The organism is Paucibacter sp. B51, from assembly GCF_027863535.1.
Lineage (GTDB): Bacteria > Pseudomonadota > Gammaproteobacteria > Burkholderiales > Burkholderiaceae_C > Paucibacter_A > Paucibacter_A aquatilis.
The window spans coordinates 1,872,163-1,887,471 of the sequence record NZ_JAPIVN010000001.1 but is presented as its reverse complement, the minus strand read 5'-3'; the positions used below and the strand labels follow the sequence as shown (position 1 = coordinate 1,887,471).

Sequence of the window (15,309 nt, the reverse complement as noted above, 5' to 3'; positions counted from 1 at the left end):
GCCGGCGCATGATACTGGATGCAATCACAGCTCATGCTCCAGGCGGATCAAGGCCAGCAAGAGCCCCATGCCCACGAGCAAGACCGCCGCGGTCAGCCACAGCGCGCCGTGAAACGAGCCGCTGGATTGAACCCAGAGACCGCTGAGCGCCGGCGCGCCCACCTGCGCCAGACCATAGCCCAGGGTCAGGCGCGCCATGGCCTTGCCCGGGTTGGCCGGCGATCGGCGCCCCACCAGGGCCAGGGTCAGGCTGACGATGCCGATGAAGGTGGCGCCGTAGAGCAAGGCGCCGCCCAGGGCCGCCCACAAGCCACCGTGCAAAGCCGGCAGCAGCACGCCGATGACCTGCAGGCCAAACGCCAGCAGCAAGGCCTTGAGCTCGCCCAGGCGACGTGCCACCCGGTCCCAGGCGAACACCGCAGGCACGGCGGCCAGGCCCACCAGCAGCCAGGCCCAGGGCCCTTGGCCGGCCAGCAAAGGCTGGCGCTCGACGATGGCCACGGTGAAGGTCGCGTTGATGACAAAGCCCCAGCCGGCGCAGAAATACATCAGCCCCATCAGCCAGAGCCAGCGCCGCGAAGGCAGCTCGGCCGGCACGACCGCCGCCAACGGCGCGGGCGGCACCGGCGGCCGCCAGGCCCAGGCGGGCGCCAGCGCCAGCAGGCCGGCAAAGGCAAAGCCCTGCCACTGCAAGGCCCAGTCCAGCGGCGCCATGGCCATGGCCCCCAGGGCCGAGACCACGATGCCCAGGCCCAGGCCCATGAAATGCAAGCCCAGTTCGGGCCGCCGGCCCTGGCGCATCAGCCAGCCCAGCACCAGGCCCGATCCCAGCAACATGCCAGCCGCACCGCACAAGCCACCCAAATAGCGCGAGGCCGCCCACAGCCAGACATTGGGCGCCAGGCCCATGGCCAGGGTCACCAGCAAGCTCAGGCACAGGCCGATGCTGTAGAGCCGATGGCGCAGACGCCCATCCTCCAGGCGCGCCGCCAGCAAGGCACCGCTCATATAGCCCAGGTAATTGATGGCGGCCAGCCAGCCGGCCGCGGCATCGCTGAGCCCCGCCTGCGCCTGCATCAGCGGCAGCAAGGGCGTGTAGGCAAAACGGGCCAGGCCCACAGTCAGCACCAGGCCGCAGATGCCGCCGATGATGACCTGGGCCGGCCGCAGCTCCGCCCTGACGGGCGGCTGGGTCGGAGGGGCGGCAGTCATGGCCGAAGGGTAAACGAGATGCAGCGTCGCTCTTGTGCGCTCTTGTGTTTTGCGGCGGCGGGCGCATGTGCAGAGCCACACTGCCTCCCTTCGCCATGCCCAGTTCCACCTCCGCCCTGACCCTGCTGCTCACCCTGGCCGCCGCACTGGGCCTGATGGTCTGGCTGATGGCCGCCCCCTGGCTGCAGCGCCGCCGCCGCGCGCGCCTGCGGGCGCAGGCGTTCCCGCAGGCCTGGCGCCGCATCCTGCGCCGTCGCTTTCCGCTGCTGCAGCGCCTGCCGGCCGATCTGCAGCTGCGGCTCAAGCAGGAGATGCAGGTCTTTCTGGCCGAGAAACCCATCATCGGCTGCGGCGGCCTCACGGTCACGGACGAGATGCGCGTGACCATCGCCGCCCAGGCCTGCCTGCCCCTGCTGGGCGCACGCCGCGGCTACTACCCCCAGCTCAAGCAGATCCTGCTCTACCCGGGCGCCTTTGTGGTCGACCGCCTGCACCAGGCGCCGGGCCTGGCCGAGGTGCAGATGGAGCAGCGCCGGGCCCTGGCGGGCGAAAGCTGGGTGCAGGGTCAGGTCTTGCTGTCCTGGCAGGACGTGCTGGCCGGCGCCATGGACCCGAGCGATGGCCGCAATGTGGTGATCCACGAGTTTGCCCACCAGCTGGATCAGGCCAAGGGCTATGCCAACGGCGCGCCCCTGCTGGGCAGCACCGCGGCCTACCGCCGCTGGTCACGGGTGATGCAGAACGAATTTGATGCGCTGCGCCAGCGCCTGGCCTGGGGTGAGCAGGACGGCCTGATCGACGCCTACGGCGCCACCGATCCGGCCGAGTTCTTTGCCGTCACCAGCGAGCTGTTCTTCGAGCGGCCGGGCGAGCTGGCCCAGGCGCACCCGGCGCTGTACGGGCAGCTGAGCAGCTTCTACAAGCTCAACCCGCTGAGCTGGCACTGAGCCCGCAAGCCGGGCTCAGAAGCCCAGCGAAGCCAGCAGGTCGTCCACATCATCCTGCTGCAAGGCCTTGTCGGGCGTTTGCACGCCGGCCAGGGTTTGGGCGTCGGCCGGGGCGTCGCTGGCGGGCGGGTCGAAATCGGCCAGCAGATGTTCGAGCGGCTTTTCGGCCCGCTCCAGCATGCCGATCACCTTGTTGATGACCTGGCCGGACAAGTCCTGGAAGCCCTGGGCCATCATGATTTCGGTGTGCAGAGACTTTTCGCGCTCGGCAAAACCGGCGGCGGTGGCGGCATAGGCCGCGCAGAGCTTGAGCATGGCGCGGGCGCGCTCGACGCTGAGCTCGGGGGCGGCGGCCATGCGGCTCAGAGAGTCGGACAGGTCATGGCCCTGGCGGCGCACCTGCTCGGCGTTCTCCTGGGCGGTGTCGACCAGGCCCAGCACCGTGGTGGCGGCCTGCTCGGTCATCTGTCGCACATAAGCCAGGCGCTCGCAGGCGTCGGGCAGTTCCTGCACCACCTTCTGCAGCACCACTGCGGGATGCTCCGCGCCGTGGTAGCCCGGCTGCTGATGCATGGAGGTCTGCGCCTCCGAACCTACAACTGACATGCAGCGACTCCCTAGACCCTTGAATGCCGCCGATGGGCGACGTGCGCACATCACCTTTTCGGCAGCGCGGTCGGAAATATTAGCCCCAAGCCTTGCCGACGCCCAGCGCTCCTCGCAATTCCGCACGGTGTCGGCAAAAAGATGCCGAAATCTGCAAATTTGACGGCCGCGGCTGCCGCATCAACCCCACAAATCCAGGGGCGGCTCCCGGCTCAGGCCGCGCAAGATGTCGCTGCGCGAGATGAAGCCGACCAGCTCGCCTGACTCATCCAGCACCGGCAAGCCCGGCAGGCGCAGATCGAGCAAGGCCTGCGCCACCTCACGGATGGGCGTGTCGGGCCGGGCCGCGGGTACCGGGCTCCACATCACCTCGCCCACCGGCCGGCTGAACCAGCGCGCCCAGGCGGCGGCATCCTGAATATCCCGCGGCACCGGCAGCAAATCGGCGCGCAGCAGCAGGCCGACCAGGCGCTGCTGCGGGTTCAGCACCGGCGCCTGGCCCACGCGGGCCTCGGCCAGCAGATCCAGGCCCTGGGCCACGCTGGCCATCACCGGCACGGTGATCAATTTGCGGCTCATCAGCTGCTCGGTCAAAGTCAGGGGCTGACGAGCCCCCGCACCCGAGGCCGCAGGCTGGGCTTGCTGCTGGGCCTCGGAATAGGCTGCCAGCGCGCCCTGCCGGCCGGCCTTGCGCCCCGGCATCCCGGGTGCGGGCAGGCCGCGCTGCAGGCTGGGCCCCTGATCACGGTGCACCGGCTCGACCGCGCGCAAGCGCGCCACCGCCTGCACCGGGCCCAGCTCGCGCAGCCCTTCGAGCGAGCCACTGAAGATGCGTCCGTTGAGGCCGTAGACGGTGAGCATGGTGGGGAAAACTCGAGGGGGTGCGTTCAGTCGCGCGGCACGGCCGGCGGCAGCGCAGCCTGGCCTCCCGGCAGCAGGCTGCTCATATCGGCCAGCTCCACCCGGTTGCGGCCGCCCTGCTTGGCGCGGTACATGGCAGCATCCGCCGCAGCGACCAGGCCGTCCACCGTGTGCGCGCCGCTGATCACGCCGCCCGCCACACCGATGCTGATGGTGACGGAAATGCTGTGTGCCCCCCATTGCGTGGGCGAGGCCTCCACCGCCTGGCGCAGCGCCTCGGCCAGGGTGGTGGCGCCCTCCAGATGGGTGTCGGGCAGCATGAGCAAGAACTCCTCACCGCCGAAACGGCCGATCTGGTCTTGCGCACGCAGACGGCTTTGCAGGGTACGGGCCACGCCGCGCAGCACGGCATCGCCGGCCTGATGGCCGTAGCCATCGTTGACGCGCTTGAAGTGATCGATGTCCAGCATCAGCACGCTCAGGTATTGGCCCTGCCGCTGGGCGCGCGAGACCGCCATGTGCAGCTGGTCGCTGATCGCGCGGCGGTTGGACAGGCCGGTCAGCATGTCCTTCATCGCCAGCTCGAAATTGCGCTGCTCGGCCCGCTCCATGGTCATGTAGACGAAACCCAGCGAGATGCTGATCACCGCGCACAAGGCCACCACGAAAACCATGGTCAGCCAGAGCCGCCCGGCCTCGTCGTTATTGCTGCTCATCCAGCCCATGGCCGCGGCCAGGGCGCGCAGCAGCAGCGAGCTCAGCAGGGCAAAGAAGGCCGTCAACAGGATGTAGCGGCCACGCCCCGGACGCGGCAGGCGCGGGTCCAGCAAGGCGCGCAGGATGAAGCCAATCTGCAAGCAGAACACCAGCGAGCCCATCACCACGCGGGCAGCGTACTGCTCCATCAACAGGGTGTAGAGCAGCGCAATGGCCAGCACCGGCAGCAAGAGCTGCAGCTGCACCCAGACCGGCGGGCCGGCATTGCTGTCCAGACCGTCGAAGCGACGCATGGCCAAGAGCATCAGCGAGAGCGCAACGCCGTAGGCCACATTGCCGGCCACCACCAAACTCGGCGAAGGCACGACATTGAGCACGGCAAAAATCACATGACTGGCCGCGTAGGACACCAGGGCCATACCCCAGGCCCAGAGCGCATCACGCGCGGGCTTGCCCCAGGCCATGAAGCTGACCCAGCCGGCCATCAACAAGGCCACCAGCGTTACCACAGCGAACAGGGTCGGGACATCCAAACGCATGCCGGATTCTAGGAGCCGCCCGCACCCGGACGGCACAAGAAATTAGCGCGACTGCAACAGCTGCAGCTGACGGCGCAGCAGGGCCAGCAGCGCCTCGGGCTGACGGCCGGCTTCAGCGGCCAGATCCAGCTGGCGGCTCAGCAATGCGCGGTAAAACACCGCATGCTCGGCGCCCAGTCCCTCCAGGGCCTGCAGATGGGCGGTCAACACGCCGGCATCGCCGCGCGCCACCGGGCCCGAAAGCGCGCCAGCCAGACCGCGCGATTCGGCCGCGTCCAGCGTGCCGCGCGCCAGCGGCAGCAGGGCGCCCAGGGCAGCCTCCGGCGGCAGGCCGATGGCGGACCAGACCTGGCGCGCTTCGGCCAACACCGCGAGCAGGCTGCTGGCGGCCAGATTGGCGGCCGCATGGTAGGCCGCCCGGGTGCCGGGGCGCAGTGACAGCGGCTTCAGCCCCAAGGCTGCGGCCAAGTCGTGCAGGCGCGCGCTCAAGGCCGCATCGTTGGCTTCGATGCCCACCGTGCTGCCGGCGAGCAAGGCTGCCGCACGTGCGGGGTCGGAAAAAATCTGCAGCGGGTGGAAACCGCCGATGTGCGCGCCGAGCGCTTCAGCTGGCGCCAGGGCCGCCAGCTCGGTGGCGCCGCTGCAGTGCAGCACCGCCTGCCCCGGGCGCCAGGGCAGGCGGGCAGCGACCGAGGCGATGGCGTCGTCGGCCACGGTCAGCAGCACCAGATCGGCCGCCTGCACCGCCACCTCGGGTGCCAGCGCCTGACAGCCCGGCAGGTGCTGGGCCAGGTCTTGCGCGGCGCCAGGCTGGCGGCTGGCCACGGCCACCACCCGCTGGCCGGCCGCCGCCCAGGCCGGGGCCAGGGTGCGCGCCAGCCGGCCTGCGCCGATGAAGGCGATGCGCTCGAACATGAAGGCGTTCAGCGGCTCGCTGCTGCCAAGCTCAGGCCCGCTCAGGGCTTGACGAATTTGAGCGTCATGCGATCGCTCTCGCCGATGGCTTCATAACGGGCGCGGTCCTTGTCCTTGAGGCCGAAGGTCGGCGGCAGGGACCAGACGCCGCCTTCGTGGTCGGCCGTGTCCTTGGGGTTGGCATTGATCTCGGAGCTGGCGGCCAACTTGAAGCCGGCCTTCTCGGCCAGCTGGATCACATAGGCCTGGTGCACATAACCGCTGGAGGCCTTGGCATCCTGGGCCTGCGCGACCGGGCGGCGGTGCTCGACCACACCAAACACGCCGCCGGGCTTGAGCGCCGCGAAGGCGCTGTTGAACACGGCCTGCGCCTTGCCTTCACCCGCCGAGATCCAGTTGTGGACATTGCGGAAGGTCAGCACCAGATCGGCCGAACCCGGCTTGGCGTAATCGAACTTGCCCGCGCCAGGCGCGAACACCGTCACCTGCACCTTGTCGTACACGGCCGGCAGGGCTTCGAGCTTGGCTTTCATGCGGGCGGCGCTGCGCTGGAAATACGGCACCTCGGAAGCCGGGTCGTCGCCGGCCAGGATCAGCTGACCTTTGTCACGCAGATAGGGCGCCAGAATCTCGGTGTACCAACCGCCGCCGGGCGAGAGCTCCACCACGGTCTGGGTCGGTTTGATGCCGAAGAAGCTCAGGGTCTCGTAAGGATGGCGGGCACCGTCGCGAGCCACGTTGGCCGGCGTGCGGTGGCTGCCGGCGATGGCGGCCTTCAGCGCCGCATCTTCTTTGGCAACAGCGTCTGTCGCCGCGTGGGCAGGCGCGGCAGCCAGAAACAGGGCGGCACTGGTCGCCAGCGCCAGGCGCAGGCTCAGAGACAAGGGGCGGGTCATCGTCATGGCAGGTCTTCCAGGTCAGCGGTGAACACGGGTTTGGGGTGATGCGCGGCGACCGCCACAGTGCCATCCAAACAGCTGACGCCCGCGCAATGAACGAGCGAAGGGATGCTTGAGTGAATGGGCCGTGTCCAGCGAAACCGCAGGGTGAGGCCTTGCCCCGCCTTGATGATCGCTTGCGGTTCGTCCGCGCTGCCGGCAAGAGTATGGCCGCAAGCGCAAATCCATGCCGGAAGGCATGGCGACCGGCCAGTGCCCCCCCCCCTGACTGAGGCATGCGCGGCAGCGCTTTCAGGAGCGCATGCGCTGAAGCACTCGGTTACAGTGTCGCGCGATTCGCACAAACCAGCCGCAAGAAACCCTCGCTCCCGCAGTTCACGCGGCGGGAAAAGCTAAAGCCAAGAACCCGCCATGTCCACGCCGCCCGCCTGTCCCCAATGCACGCTCGAAAACACCTACACCGACGGTGCGCAATTCATCTGCCCCGACTGTGGCTTTGAATGGTCGTCCGAGGCCCCGTCCGCCGACGAGCCCGGCGAGGCCGCCAAAGTGGTGCGCGACGCCAACGGCCAGGTTCTGGTCGATGGCGACAGCGTCATCCTGATCAAGGACCTGAAGGTGAAAGGCTCGTCCATCACCCTGAAAAAGGGCAGCAAGGCCAAGGGCATCCGCCTCGTTGATGGCGACCACGATGTCGATTGCAAGATCGACGGCGTGAGCCTGATGCTCAAGTCCGAATTCCTGAAAAAGGCCTGATTCACCAAAACCCCTGCCAGCCCCGACCGGCGAGGAGCACTGAACCCCGCAGTTTGTAGTCAGTCCCCCCTCCACCACCACTCCGCCGACACGAACAGACGGGCGCCCTGTGGGCAGCCCGCTTTCGCAGAATGAAGAATTCGTAGAGAAGAAGTCGATGATGAAGATGAAGACGATGTACACACTGAAGCCGCGCCAGACCCAGCACTCCCGGACCGGCAGCGCCGCGTCACTGCTCGCGCGCCTGAGCTTGCTCCTGTCCCTGACCCTGCTCGGTGCAGCGCCGGCTGCAGCCCAATCCTCCTCGGGCTCAGCGCCCCACCCCTGGCTGGCCTCCGCGCCACGCTTGGCGCAGCAGACCCATTTCACCAATCTGCAAGACGGCGCCAAGATCGAGACGCCGTTTCTCGTGACCTTCGGCCTGACCGGCATGGGCATTGCGCCCATCACCAAGCCGCAGGGCAAGACCGGCCACCACCACCTCCTGATCAACCGCGACCTGCCGCTGGATTTCAACCAGCCCCTGCCCTTCAACGAGCAGTACATCCACTTTGGCAAAGGCCAGATGGAAACCGTGCTGACGCTGAAACCGGGCGACTACACCCTGCGCCTGGTGCTGGCCGACCACCGCCATGTGCCCAATTTCGTCTACAGCAAGCCGCTGAAGATCACGGTCACCAAGTTCAACGAAGGCATCAAGCCCGACTCCCTGAGCCAGCCCGGCATCAGCCTGCGCGTGGCGGGCAGCGGCGATAAGAGCAACGAAGCGCGCGAGGGCAGCCCCGTTCAAGTGCTGTTCCACGCCTCCAAGCTGAACGTCTCGCACCAGGCCCTGCAAGAACCCGGCACCGGCCACTTCCGCCTGAGCATCGCACCCGAGGGCGGCGGCAAGACCGAGGTCCTCAACTTCCCCGGCGGCGAAACCGAAGCCTGGCTCAAGCCGCCCAAAGGCAAATACCAACTCAAGCTCGATTTCGTGGACAACGTGCAGGCCGGCAAGGTGTTGTTCAGTGCCGCGGCGCAGGGGCTGCAGGTGGTGGGGCGCTGAACCCTCAAGGAAGACTGAGGCGCCGTAGGTCTCTTTCAATTCAATGCCGCGCGCCCAACACCCATCATGCTCGACTGGAAAAATCTCAACACCAAGCAGCGGCTCACCGTCCTCCTGTTTTCGCTCTTCCTCGCTTTCACCTGGGCCATCGAGCTGTTTGCAGCCATGGAATCCCGAAGCTTTGATGCAAGAAGCGTACTCGGAGGCGTCGCCATCACCGCTTTCATGCTCGCCACGCTTCTCAATCCCGAGGCCGTACGCGGCCAGGTCGGCGGGCTGAATCCACTGGCAGCGCCCAAGGCCTGCAAATGGCTGTATGCCCTGGCGCTCACCTCGCTCATCGCCCGAGTCCTGCCGGGTCTCGTGGGCTGATCCGGAGTTGGTGATTCAGGGCCGTGGGGTCGGCTTGCCACAACTGCATTCAGCCACCTCGCCCATCCACCCGCATCGCTTCGTGCGTCACAAGGAGCTGCTGCCCCATTCAGTACGCAACTTTTTCTGTCGTTGAAGACGTGCTTGAGGAAAGTACTGCCGTGCTTCGCGCAACAGACGGCGCACTAGACAGCATCGAAGTCAGTGCGCCAGTCACGATTGATAGCGTTGACGATGTCGTGACGGTGCTGGTTCATCGTGTCACCAAGACACAGCGCATGAATTTACATAGCGCTACGACAAAAGAAAGCCTTCTGAACCGTCGAGTTTCCGGGGCTGATGCCGAGGCATCCGAGCGTTCCGGCTCATCCAATTCAGAAGGCGTTCCTATTGTATTGCGCCAGCCGCGCCGCAAGGCGCCCTGCAATTTCATCCAATACAAACCCGCCCCGCTTCACCACACTCGCGCTCATGCTGAACAGGCTCAAACCCAGCCGCAGTGCTGGCTGCACAGCGATATGAGACGTCAAGATGAAACGAGATGAGGAGGGTGCGCGCGATGGAAAACGCGGTGTGGATGTCCATGGTGCTGTTTGCCCTGGCGGGCGCGATTTCACCGGGGCCGGTCAATGTGATGGCCTCGGCGGCTGGGGCGGCGCAGGGCTTTGTGCAGGCCATGCCGCTCGTGCTGGGCGCGAGCCTGAGCTATGGCGCGGTGGTCTGGCTGGCGGGCAGCGGCCTGCAGATCAGCCTGGTCGCTCACCCACAGCTGGCGCGACTGGCGCCCTTGGCGGGCGCGGCCTATTTGCTGCTGCTGGCCTGGCGCATCGCCACAGCGCCGCCCGGTGCGCCGACTGGAGCGCCGACTGGAGCGCCGACCGGAGCGCTGGCCGAAGAAGCGCCGCCACGGGGCGCAAGCGCCCTGCGAGCCTGGACGCATGGCCTGCTGCAGGGGGCCTTGACCCAAGGCCTGAACCCCAAGGCCTGGCTGGTGGCGCTGTCGGGCGTGGGTCTGTTCGTGCCGAGCGGGCCGGAGGGAGCGCTGCGCCTGCAGCTGTTTTGTGCCATCTCCTTGCTGGTGTGCTGGCTCTCGGTTTCAACCTGGGCGGCGCTGGGCATGTGGATTCGGCGCTGGCTGGCGCGGCCGGCCTACCAACGCGGCTTCAACCAGCTGCTGGCGGCCCTGCTGCTACTGACCATTTACGGCATGCTGGCTGGCGGCTGAGGTGGCGGGTCCGAAGGCCGCAGGCATGAGCCCGCCCGCTACCATGGGGCCCATGCCGCTCGCCCACCCGCATCGCTTTGTCCGCCACCAGACACTGCTGCCCCATCTGGAGCTGCGCCTGGCCAGCGGCAGTCGCGATTGCTACCAGACCCATACCCATGAGGAATACGCCTTTGGCACCGTCGATGCCGGCGAGGCCCTGTTCCGCCACGGGCGCGGCGAGGAAACCCTCAGCCCCCTGCGTGCCGGCATGACCGTGATGATGGAGCCCGGTCTGGCGCATTCCTGCAACCCCAGCGAAGCGCAGGCCTGGTCCTACCGCATGCTGTATGTCGATGCATGTTGGCTGCATCGCAGCTTCCTGCCCTTGGGCGGAGAGACAGGCGCCCTGCCGCTGAGTCAGCACGCCAGCGACTCCCGCGAGGTCTACGCGGCCCTGAGCCTGATCTGCGAGGCCCTGGCGGCTCCGTGCCCGCCGGACCCGCTGGAGCTGAACGAGCAGTTGCTGAATTTCGTCGCCGATCATGCCTTGCAGGCGCGAGCGCCTGAGGCCTCGCCGACGCCGCTCGCCGCCGGCGCGCCTGCATCGGACGATGCCGCCTTGCAAGCCGTGCGCCAGCGGATCGAGACGCAGATGAGCCAGGCCCTGTCACTCGAGGAACTGGCGCAGCTTGGCGGCTGGAGCGAGTTCCAGCTGCTACGCCGCTTCAAGCACGCCTTCGGCCTGACACCGCACGCCTACCAGATCGACCTGCGCCTGAACCGCGCCAAACGCCTGCTCAAGCAAGGCCTGCCCTTGAGCGAGGTGGCTCTGGAGCTCGGTTTCAGCGACCAGTCGCATTTCCAGCGGCATTTCAAGAAACGGCACGCCACCACGCCCGGCAACTACCAGAGCCGCGATTGAGCGACCGAGCTCACCCGACCGGCAACGCTGTCTCGTACTTCACCTCCCGCAGCACCACATTGCTGCGCACGCTGGCCACGCCGGGGACCTTGAAGATCTGGCTTTGCAGAAAGGCGTCGTAGGCCTTCATATCGGGCACGACGACCTTGATCACGTAGTCGGCCTCGCCGGTGATGCCGTGGCACTCGATGATTTCGCGGCTGGCCAGGACCAGGCGCTCGAACTGTTCCACCGCGCCCTCGCTGTGCCGCACCAGCGAGACATTGGCCAGCACGCAGATATTCAGGCCCAGTTTTTCGCGGTCCACCAGGGCCACATGGCGGCGGATCACGCCGCTGTCTTCGAGTTCCTTGATGCGGCGCCAGACCGGTGTGGCCGAGAGGCCCACCTGGTCGGCCAGGGCCTGGGTGCTCTGGCGGCAATCGGCCTGCAGGGCTTCGAGAATCTGGCGCGTGGCCCGATCGAAACGATCCATCTCCATTTGAGACTCCTTTGAGAGGAATTCTCTCATTCACTGGCTTGACAGCGGCAAACAGAGCAACAAACACTTGGCCCTCTGACGAAAAATCCCCGGCAGCCATCGTTCGTCTCGCGAGGAAAGCCCATGTCCAGTTCAGAAACACCCACCGTCAGCCCTGCGGCTCCCCAGGAGCCCGCACTGCGGGACTACAAGCTCTCGGACAACCTCGCAGCGAACAGCGGCGCAGTCTTCCTGACCGGCACCCAAGCCCTGGTGCGCCTGCTGCTGGCGCAAAAAGCGCAGGACGAAAGCAAGGGCCTGAACACCGCCGGCTTTGTCTCCGGCTACCGTGGCAGCCCGCTGGGCATGGTGGACCAGCAGCTCTGGAAGGCCAAAAAGTTCCTCGATGCGGCCCAGGTGAACTTCCTGCCCGCCATCAATGAAGACCTGGCCGCCACCGCCTGCCTCGGCGTGCAGCGCGTGGCCCTGGACCCGAAGCGCACGGCCGACGGCGTGTTCGCCATGTGGTATGGCAAGGGCCCGGGCGTGGACCGCTCGGGCGATGCGCTCAAGCATGGCAATGTCTATGGCACTTCGAAGTTAGGCGGCGTGCTGGTGGTCTGCGGCGATGACCATGGCTGTGTCTCATCAAGCACCCCACACCAGAGCGATCTGGCCCTGCAGGCCTGGCACATGCCCATCGTGCACCCGGGCAATGTGGCGGAGTATCTGGAGTTCGGGCTCTACGGCTGGGCGCTGAGCCGTTTTTCGTCCACCTGGGTCGGCTTCAAGGCGATCTCGGAGGTGGTGGAGTCGGGCATGACGGTGGACCTGGACAGCGTGCCGCTGGACTTTGAGCTGCCGGTGGACCACAAGCCGCCGGTGGATTTGCATATCCGCGCGGTGGACCTGCCCTCGCTGGAGCTGGAAACCCGCCTCGAGCACAAGCTGAACGCCGTCAAGGCTTTTGCCAAGCTCAACAGCATCGACAAGCACATCGTCGTGAGCCCCCGCGCCACCCTGGGTATCGTCACCGTGGGCAAGGCGCATTACGACTTCATGGAAGTGCTGCGCCGCCTGGACCTGGACCCCAACGCTCTGGCCGCCGCCGGCGTGCGGGTCTACAAGGTCGGCCTGGTGTTCCCGCTGGAAGGCTCACGCATGAGCGAGTTCGCCCAGGGCCTGACCGATATGCTGGTGATCGAGGAGAAAGCCCCGGTCGTCGAGCGCCAGATCAAAGAGCTGCTCTACCACCTGCCCGACGCGCAACGCCCGCGCGTGGTGGGCAAGACCGATGAGCATGGCCAGGCCGTGCTCTCGGCGCTCGGCGAGCTGCGTCCCTCGCGCATCATGAACACGGTGGCCGACTGGCTGGCCCGCCTCAACCCCGCCCTGGACCGCCGCCATCTGGTGGTGGATTTTCTTACCCCCTGCCTGCTCTCCAACGCGGCTGATGGCGTGCGTCGCCAGCCTTATTTCTGCTCGGGCTGCCCGCACAACACCAGTACCCGCCTGCCCGAAGGCTCGCGGGCCCTGGCCGGCATCGGCTGCCACTTCATGGCCAGCTGGATGGAGCGCGGCACCTCGGGCCTGATTCAGATGGGCGCCGAGGGCGTGGACTGGGCGGCGCACAGCCGCTTCACGACCGAGAAGCATGTGTTCCAGAACCTGGGCGACGGCACCTACTACCACTCGGGCTACTTGGCGATCCGTCAGGCCATCGCCGCCAAGACCAACATCACCTACAAGATCCTCTACAACGACGCCGTCGCCATGACCGGTGGCCAGCCGGTGGATGGCACCACCAGCGTGCCCCAGATCGCCCGCCAGGTGGAGGCCGAAGGCGTGAAGCGCCTGGTGGTGGTCAGCGACGAGCCGCAGAAGTACCAGGGCCACGAAAACCTCTTCCCGCCGGGCACGACCTTCCACGACCGCAGCGAGCTGGACGCGGTGCAGCGCGAGCTGCGTGAGATCGAAGGCGTGACGGTGCTGATCTACGACCAGACCTGTGCCGCCGAAAAGCGCCGCCGCCGCAAGAAGAAAGAGTTCGTCGACCCGCCGAAGCGCATCTTCATCAACGAGCAGGTCTGCGAGGGCTGCGGAGACTGCGGCCAGGCCAGCAACTGCCTCTCGGTCGTGCCGGTGGAGACCGATTTCGGCCGTAAGCGCGTGATCGAGCAAAGCAGCTGCAACAAGGATTTCTCCTGCGTCAACGGCTTCTGCCCGAGCTTCGTCTCGGTGCATGGTGCCCAGCTCAAGAAGCGGGCCGGCGCCAGCTACACGCCGGCCGATCTGGCGCGCGAGCTGGCCGCCATTGCCGCCCCCAAACCCTGGAACTGGACGGGACCCTTCGACCTGCTGGTCACCGGCGTGGGCGGCACCGGCGTGGTGACGGTGGGTGCCCTGATCAGCATGGCCGCGCATCTGGAACGCAAGCAAGCCTCGGTGCTGGACTTCATGGGCTTTGCGCAGAAAGGCGGCTCGGTGCTGTCCTTTGTGCGCGTGGCGCCGACGCAAGACCTGCTCAACCAGGTGCGCATCGACACGCAACAGGCCGATGTGCTGCTGGCCTGCGACATGGTGGTGGGCGCCAGCCCCGATGCGCTGGGCACGGTCAAGCCGGGCCGCACCGTCATCCTGGCCAACACGCATGAGCTGCCCACCGCAGCCTTTGTGCGCAACCCCGATGCCAGCCTGCAGGCCGACTCGCTGCTGGCCAAGATGCAGCATGCCGTCGGTGGCGACGCTGGCCTCATGAGCACCATCGACGCCCAGGCGATTGCCCAGGAGTTGATGGGCGACACCATGCCCAGCAACATCATCATGCTGGGCGCCTGCTGGCAGCGTGGCCTGGTGCCGCTGTCCGAAGCTGCACTGATGCGGGCCATGGAACTGAACGGCGTGGCCGTGGAAGGCAACAAGACCGCCTTCGCCCTGGGCCGCCTGGCGATCGCCGCGCCCGAGGCCCTGCGCCGCCTGGCCGGCCGCAGCCAAGCGGTCGTGCAGGTGCTGAACTTCGACAAGCTCGACGGCCCGGACGGCCTGCTGGCCCGCCGCAGCGCCCACCTGACGGCGTATCAAAACAGCGCCTATGCCCAGCGCTACCTGGCCCTGGTGCAGCGCGTGCGCAGCGCCGAAGGCCAGCTGGGCGAAGCCGGCAAGAGCGAACGCCTCACCAAGGCCGTGGCCCGCTACTACGCAAAGCTGCTGGCCATCAAGGACGAGTACGAAGTCGCGCGGCTCTACACCGACGGCCAGTTCGAGCGCGCGATGAAGGAACAGTTCGAGAACTGGGAGCGCCTGAGCTTCCACCTGGCGCCGCCGCTGATCTCCAAGCCGGGCCCCGATGGCCGCGCCAAGAAGATCGAGATGGGCAGCTGGACCTTCCAGGCCTTCAAGCTGCTGGCCAAGCTCAAGGGCTTGCGCGGCAGCGCGCTCGATGTCTTCGGCAAGACCGAAGAGCGCCGCATGGAGCGCCAGCTGATCCAGGACTACGAAGCCCTGGTGGACGAGCTGCTGGCCGGCCTGACGGCCGACAAGCTGGATGTCGCCCTGCAGCTGGCTCGCCTGCCCGAACAGATCCGCGGCTACGGCCACGTCAAGCATGCAAACGTCGTGACGGCCCGAGCCAAGCAGAAGGCGCTGCTGGACCGCTTCCACGGCCGCGTGCAAGAGGCCGCGGTGGCCATGCCGGTACCGGCCGCGCGGGTCAAGGGCGTGGCCGAGCTGTAAGCAGTAGGTCACAGGCACCCGGGGCAAGCCCGATTGAGACGGGCTGCATTTGGGCTTAGGGTGGGCCCAGATGTTGTTGACGATACGGTCTCGCCCCCCTGCCCCAATCCTCCACG

At 67.1% G+C, this 15,309-nt stretch carries 15 protein-coding genes; 8 read left to right on the top strand and 7 right to left on the bottom strand.

The window, feature by feature from the left end:
• Positions 1–24 precede the first annotated feature (24 nt).
• Positions 25–1,212, bottom strand: a complete 1,188-nt coding sequence (locus OOB33_RS08015; protein ID WP_271008299.1) for a YbfB/YjiJ family MFS transporter — start codon at positions 1,210–1,212, stop codon at positions 25–27.
• A 95-nt stretch (positions 1,213–1,307) separates the two neighbouring features.
• Here OOB33_RS08015 and OOB33_RS08010 point away from each other — a divergent pair, with 95 nt between their 5' ends.
• Positions 1,308–2,159 (top strand): zinc-dependent peptidase, encoded by an 852-nt coding sequence (locus OOB33_RS08010; RefSeq protein WP_271008298.1) that lies wholly within the window; start codon positions 1,308–1,310, stop codon positions 2,157–2,159.
• Positions 2,160–2,174: 15 nt separating this feature from the next.
• On the opposite strand, the gene OOB33_RS08005 is transcribed toward OOB33_RS08010, so the two are convergent.
• From OOB33_RS08005 to OOB33_RS07985, 5 genes are all read right to left on the bottom strand, one after another.
• Complete coding sequence (locus tag OOB33_RS08005) at positions 2,175–2,765, bottom strand: protein phosphatase CheZ (protein WP_171827475.1); 591 nt, start codon at positions 2,763–2,765, stop codon at positions 2,175–2,177.
• A gap of 180 nt (positions 2,766–2,945) precedes the next feature.
• Positions 2,946–3,626, bottom strand: coding sequence for a CBS domain-containing protein (locus OOB33_RS08000; protein ID WP_271008297.1), 681 nt, complete (start codon positions 3,624–3,626; stop codon positions 2,946–2,948).
• 26 nt (positions 3,627–3,652) lie between these two features.
• Positions 3,653–4,882 carry a GGDEF domain-containing protein gene (locus tag OOB33_RS07995; protein WP_271008296.1) on the bottom strand — a complete coding sequence of 410 codons (1,230 nt, stop codon included), beginning with the start codon at positions 4,880–4,882 and terminating at the stop codon, positions 3,653–3,655.
• Between the two features lie 42 nt (positions 4,883–4,924).
• Complete coding sequence (locus OOB33_RS07990; RefSeq protein WP_271008295.1) at positions 4,925–5,797, bottom strand: Rossmann-like and DUF2520 domain-containing protein; 873 nt, start codon at positions 5,795–5,797, stop codon at positions 4,925–4,927.
• A gap of 41 nt (positions 5,798–5,838) precedes the next feature.
• Positions 5,839–6,699 carry a class I SAM-dependent methyltransferase gene (locus OOB33_RS07985; RefSeq protein ID WP_271008294.1) on the bottom strand — a complete coding sequence of 287 codons (861 nt, stop codon included), beginning with the start codon at positions 6,697–6,699 and terminating at the stop codon, positions 5,839–5,841.
• 408 nt (positions 6,700–7,107) lie between these two features.
• Here OOB33_RS07985 and OOB33_RS07980 point away from each other — a divergent pair, with 408 nt between their 5' ends.
• The 6 genes from OOB33_RS07980 to OOB33_RS07955 all read left to right on the top strand — a co-directional run bounded on the left by OOB33_RS07980 (position 7,108) and on the right by OOB33_RS07955 (position 11,001).
• Positions 7,108–7,452: a zinc ribbon domain-containing protein YjdM gene (locus OOB33_RS07980; protein ID WP_102768089.1), complete on the top strand. Its 345-nt coding sequence runs from the start codon at positions 7,108–7,110 to the stop codon at positions 7,450–7,452.
• Between the two features lie 175 nt (positions 7,453–7,627).
• Complete coding sequence (locus tag OOB33_RS07975; RefSeq protein ID WP_271008293.1) at positions 7,628–8,500, top strand: DUF4399 domain-containing protein; 873 nt, start codon at positions 7,628–7,630, stop codon at positions 8,498–8,500.
• 66 nt (positions 8,501–8,566) lie between these two features.
• Complete coding sequence (locus OOB33_RS07970) at positions 8,567–8,872, top strand: hypothetical protein (RefSeq protein WP_271008292.1); 306 nt, start codon at positions 8,567–8,569, stop codon at positions 8,870–8,872.
• A 161-nt stretch (positions 8,873–9,033) separates the two neighbouring features.
• Positions 9,034–9,417, top strand: a complete 384-nt coding sequence (locus OOB33_RS07965; protein WP_271008291.1) for a hypothetical protein — start codon at positions 9,034–9,036, stop codon at positions 9,415–9,417.
• Positions 9,418–9,431: 14 nt separating this feature from the next.
• Complete coding sequence (locus OOB33_RS07960; RefSeq protein WP_271008290.1) at positions 9,432–10,097, top strand: LysE family translocator; 666 nt, start codon at positions 9,432–9,434, stop codon at positions 10,095–10,097.
• A 25-nt stretch (positions 10,098–10,122) separates the two neighbouring features.
• Positions 10,123–11,001: an AraC family transcriptional regulator gene (locus tag OOB33_RS07955; RefSeq protein WP_271008289.1), complete on the top strand. Its 879-nt coding sequence runs from the start codon at positions 10,123–10,125 to the stop codon at positions 10,999–11,001.
• Between the two features lie 10 nt (positions 11,002–11,011).
• Here OOB33_RS07955 and OOB33_RS07950 read toward each other — a convergent pair whose 3' ends face one another.
• Positions 11,012–11,482: an Lrp/AsnC family transcriptional regulator gene (locus OOB33_RS07950; protein WP_102768093.1), complete on the bottom strand. Its 471-nt coding sequence runs from the start codon at positions 11,480–11,482 to the stop codon at positions 11,012–11,014.
• Between the two features lie 123 nt (positions 11,483–11,605).
• Here OOB33_RS07950 and OOB33_RS07945 point away from each other — a divergent pair, with 123 nt between their 5' ends.
• Positions 11,606–15,193, top strand: a complete 3,588-nt coding sequence (locus tag OOB33_RS07945; RefSeq protein ID WP_271008288.1) for an indolepyruvate ferredoxin oxidoreductase family protein — start codon at positions 11,606–11,608, stop codon at positions 15,191–15,193.
• Positions 15,194–15,309: the final 116 nt, after the last annotated feature.

Excerpts from the sequence above, each read along its gene's own strand:
- OOB33_RS08015 (WP_271008299.1), bottom strand. The coding sequence starts at position 1,212 with ATGACTGCCGCCCCTCCGACCCAGCCGCCCGTCAGGGCGGAGCTGCGG.
- OOB33_RS08010 (WP_271008298.1), top strand. The coding sequence starts at position 1,308 with ATGCCCAGTTCCACCTCCGCCCTGACCCTGCTGCTCACCCTGGCCGCC.
- OOB33_RS08005 (WP_171827475.1), bottom strand. The coding sequence starts at position 2,765 with ATGTCAGTTGTAGGTTCGGAGGCGCAGACCTCCATGCATCAGCAGCCG.
- OOB33_RS08000 (WP_271008297.1), bottom strand. The coding sequence starts at position 3,626 with ATGCTCACCGTCTACGGCCTCAACGGACGCATCTTCAGTGGCTCGCTC.
- OOB33_RS07995 (WP_271008296.1), bottom strand. The coding sequence starts at position 4,882 with ATGCGTTTGGATGTCCCGACCCTGTTCGCTGTGGTAACGCTGGTGGCC.
- OOB33_RS07990 (WP_271008295.1), bottom strand. The coding sequence starts at position 5,797 with ATGTTCGAGCGCATCGCCTTCATCGGCGCAGGCCGGCTGGCGCGCACC.
- OOB33_RS07985 (WP_271008294.1), bottom strand. The coding sequence starts at position 6,699 with ATGACGATGACCCGCCCCTTGTCTCTGAGCCTGCGCCTGGCGCTGGCG.
- OOB33_RS07980 (WP_102768089.1), top strand. The coding sequence starts at position 7,108 with ATGTCCACGCCGCCCGCCTGTCCCCAATGCACGCTCGAAAACACCTAC.
- OOB33_RS07975 (WP_271008293.1), top strand. The coding sequence starts at position 7,628 with ATGTACACACTGAAGCCGCGCCAGACCCAGCACTCCCGGACCGGCAGC.
- OOB33_RS07970 (WP_271008292.1), top strand. The coding sequence starts at position 8,567 with ATGCTCGACTGGAAAAATCTCAACACCAAGCAGCGGCTCACCGTCCTC.
- OOB33_RS07960 (WP_271008290.1), top strand. The coding sequence starts at position 9,432 with ATGGAAAACGCGGTGTGGATGTCCATGGTGCTGTTTGCCCTGGCGGGC.
- OOB33_RS07955 (WP_271008289.1), top strand. The coding sequence starts at position 10,123 with ATGAGCCCGCCCGCTACCATGGGGCCCATGCCGCTCGCCCACCCGCAT.
- OOB33_RS07950 (WP_102768093.1), bottom strand. The coding sequence starts at position 11,482 with ATGGAGATGGATCGTTTCGATCGGGCCACGCGCCAGATTCTCGAAGCC.
- OOB33_RS07945 (WP_271008288.1), top strand. The coding sequence starts at position 11,606 with ATGTCCAGTTCAGAAACACCCACCGTCAGCCCTGCGGCTCCCCAGGAG.